Origin of the sequence: Parageobacillus caldoxylosilyticus NBRC 107762 (assembly GCF_000632715.1) — a bacterium.
Classification (GTDB): Bacteria; Bacillota; Bacilli; order Bacillales; family Anoxybacillaceae; genus Saccharococcus; species Saccharococcus caldoxylosilyticus.
Map to the genome: position 1 here is coordinate 1 of NZ_BAWO01000107.1, position 3,101 is coordinate 3,101.

Genomic DNA, 3,101 nt, shown 5'->3' on the forward strand with positions numbered 1-3,101 from the left:
TCATCCCGAATCCTTTACATATATGGATAGCAAAGATATGATAACCGCTTTATATAGAAGTAATTAAAGTATGTATGGATGCTGTTTCAAAATGATGTCCGATGATTTTTCTAATTAATGCATATGTTTCATAAAAAATTTTGGAAAAACAGAAACATTTTTATTTTTTTATGCGTCTTTTATAGCGGAAGGAGGGTGGAAACCATTGCCAATAATTTCGAGTTCGATATACTTATGCGCTTGTATTCCAAATCCCTTTTTCGCTATCTGTACAGACTAACCAATGATTATCATTTGGCAGAGGATCTCCTGCAGGAAACATTTTATAAGGTTTATTTACATGTAAGCGGCATAAGCGACATAGCACAAATAAAGTCATGGCTTTACCGGATCGCTTATCATACCTTCATCGACCACTGCAGAAAAGCAAAAAAGATGCAGCTTGTACAAGTGGATGATTTCTTTGCGTCGTTAAAGCTAGATCCATTATTAGAAACGGAAAACGCGTTTTTGCAAAAATATGAGCTGGAGTTGATTTATAAACATTTGTCCAACATGAAAGAACTGCAACAAAAAGCCATTATGCTCGTCGATTTAAAAGGATTTAGCTATAAAGAAGCGGCGGAGCTGTTAAACGTAAAACTCCCTTATTTAAAAAGCCTTGTGTTTCGGGGCAGACGGGAATTAGAAAAACGATTACGCAATGAGGTGAAGGGATGAGAAAAGACGAGTTAAAACCATTATTGCAGAAATATCAAAATGGCACACTAAGCAAAGAGGAAGAACAGAAAATAGAGGAACTTCTAGAAAGTTTTGACGTATACAATGAATTTCTCCATGAAACCCTTCATGATGAAGGGATGAAGGAAGACGATCTCGCAAAAATGATGAAAAAGGCCCAACAAAAATTCTTTTTTAGAAATACGCTGCTTGTTGTATCATTTATACTCACGATTGTTCCCTTATTGACTATGTTTACTTTTGTTTATTACGGCTGGGGGCGAGAGCATAACAGAGGGAACGAATTTATTGAAACCATTCGAACGGTGAGTGAAATGACAGCGCCAAATGTGTATGTAGATTACGATACGGTCGATGTTGAGATCAAGCCCTTTACCATGACTGTCACGACCGACAAATATAAATGGATGGATGATAAAAAAAATTATCTAGGCAAGGATACTTACAAACTATTCTTAAATGATGTGTTTGCTAAAGAATCGAATTATCGAGCGATTGGGTATTCGATTGATCACATTGGAATCAACTTTATTCACCCGAAAGCCAAATACTTTTTACCTGACGAACGAACAAAAATTGAGTCTCTCCCAAGCGATTGGCCGGTTGAAATCTATATTTCCCTGAATCGGTCCTATTCCTTAAAAGAAATAAATGAAAAATTTAAGGGATATCATATGACATGGCTTGCGTTGGACACAGGTGTAGAGGAACAGATGAGGAATGATTTAGATTTCATCCAAACACCAGCAATTGGCTTTCCATATAAAAAAGTGCATGTAGACTCTATATTCAATCGTTCGCTTACTGATTACGAAGAAGTAATCAAAGGGCTCGAGCTATTGAGCAAAAACGAAAAATGGGCAACACAACTAACGGAATACAAAGACTTAAAGATGGCCGAGCGACTAAAATGGGTGAAAAAGCATAAAGAATTGAAGATTTATGGAATCGCTATAACGGGAACCGCCAAAGATGTTTTGTCTCTAGAAAAGATGAAGGAAGTCAACGTAATTCGATTAGGTCAGATTAATTTGCCATAGCAAAGGGGGGGAATTGTCGAAAATGAAAATAGCAAGAATCAATATGCTAAATACATTGGTGGCTGTATTTTTGCTTATTTTGTTAAATGTACAAATTATAGCGGAGATCCCTGTTTTTGATATCAGTTACATTTGGATTTCATTGTTCGGAATGCTCATATGCTTGCTTGGCCTCATCAAAGAAGATCGGTTCTACTCATATTTAGGCGGCATCCTTCACTTCATCCTAATCGTTTCTTGTATGGGAATGATTTGGTTTGGTATAGGCATTAACTACAAGCCGTAACTTTACTGCGGGAAAAGCGAAAAGGACAGTCCAAATTAAGGCTGTTCTTATTAGAAAAAGAAAGATTATTAACAATAAAAACAAAACAGACAAGTAATAACATAAAAAAACAATTTCCTTCATACTTTAATAATTCTCATGCTATCTGGATGTAGTAATGAATATATCAGGTTATCTGGGGAAAGCAAGAACTGGGAGGGGGAATATAAAGATGCTACAAGTAAAGACGGAACTTATATTTTTCATTATAAAGAAGGAGATAGCAATACGGTTTTAGAAAATCTTGAAATCGAGATAAATGATGGAGAAATTAATAGGAAAGACGAAAATCATAAAGGAGCAACTATTCAATTTAGTTCGTCTTGTCAAGGCTGTGCAGTATCGAATAGTGAACCTGAACCATAAAAGTTAAAATTAGCTGGGGTGAAAATGAAGAAACCATTATTAAGTTAGTTATGATAAAAAATTAACTTAAAAATGTAAAGAATTCTTTACATTTCGTTCCTAATATAGTATTATATATACATAAAGATTTTTTACATTTTATTCCATAGTTAATAAATAAAGGGGCAGGAGGTATAAGATGGTCATTAATAATATCCGAGATCTTAGGCGTAGTAAGAAATGGTCACAGGCAGATTTAGCCGAAAGATTAGATGTAACAAGACAAACCATCATTGCAATCGAAAATCACAAATATTGTCCCAGCTTGGAGTTAGCTTTGAAAATAGCAATGGTATTCGAAACACCTGTGGAGACTATTTTTCATTTAGAGGAAAGGAGAAACGAGAAATGATCAAAAGGTATGTAGGATATGTAATTGGTTTAGTAATTGCTAGTATAATTATCTATTTTGATGCGGGAATAAAACAAGCAGTTATGAGCGGAGGAATTCTATTAGTTTCCTTAATATTTTGGTGGCTCTTGTCTATAACGAGAAAGCAAAAAGAAAATAATAAAGTAGATGAGTACATTAAGTTGAAAATAGATCGTTTTGTTTCTAGGACATTCATGTTTTCCATTATATTACCCGT

General features: G+C 34.7%; 5 protein-coding genes. All 5 read left to right on the forward strand.

What is annotated here, in order from left to right:
* The first annotated feature begins 234 nt into the window (after nucleotides 1-234).
* On the forward strand, nucleotides 235-720 hold the full coding sequence (locus GCA01S_RS18745; protein ID WP_042412489.1) for a sigma-70 family RNA polymerase sigma factor: 486 nt from the start codon (nucleotides 235-237) through the stop codon (nucleotides 718-720).
* Nucleotides 717-1,781, forward strand: a complete 1,065-nt coding sequence (locus GCA01S_RS18750; RefSeq protein ID WP_042412478.1) for an anti-sigma factor — start codon at nucleotides 717-719, stop codon at nucleotides 1,779-1,781. The genes GCA01S_RS18745 and GCA01S_RS18750 overlap by 4 nt, the downstream gene beginning before the upstream one ends.
* Nucleotides 1,782-1,803: 22 nt before the next feature.
* Nucleotides 1,804-2,067: a hypothetical protein gene (locus tag GCA01S_RS18755; protein WP_042412481.1), complete on the forward strand. Its 264-nt coding sequence runs from the start codon at nucleotides 1,804-1,806 to the stop codon at nucleotides 2,065-2,067.
* Nucleotides 2,068-2,650: 583 nt separating this feature from the next.
* Nucleotides 2,651-2,863 (forward strand): helix-turn-helix transcriptional regulator, encoded by a 213-nt coding sequence (locus GCA01S_RS18760; protein WP_042412484.1) that lies wholly within the window; start codon nucleotides 2,651-2,653, stop codon nucleotides 2,861-2,863.
* A partial coding sequence (locus GCA01S_RS18765; protein WP_042412487.1) for a hypothetical protein occupies nucleotides 2,860-3,101 on the forward strand: 242 nt, incomplete at its 3' end. The genes GCA01S_RS18760 and GCA01S_RS18765, both read left to right, overlap by 4 nt.

Excerpts from the sequence above, each read along its gene's own strand:
- GCA01S_RS18745 (WP_042412489.1), top strand. The coding sequence starts at position 235 with ATGCGCTTGTATTCCAAATCCCTTTTTCGCTATCTGTACAGACTAACC.
- GCA01S_RS18750 (WP_042412478.1), top strand. The coding sequence starts at position 717 with ATGAGAAAAGACGAGTTAAAACCATTATTGCAGAAATATCAAAATGGC.
- GCA01S_RS18755 (WP_042412481.1), top strand. The coding sequence starts at position 1,804 with ATGAAAATAGCAAGAATCAATATGCTAAATACATTGGTGGCTGTATTT.
- GCA01S_RS18760 (WP_042412484.1), top strand. The coding sequence starts at position 2,651 with ATGGTCATTAATAATATCCGAGATCTTAGGCGTAGTAAGAAATGGTCA.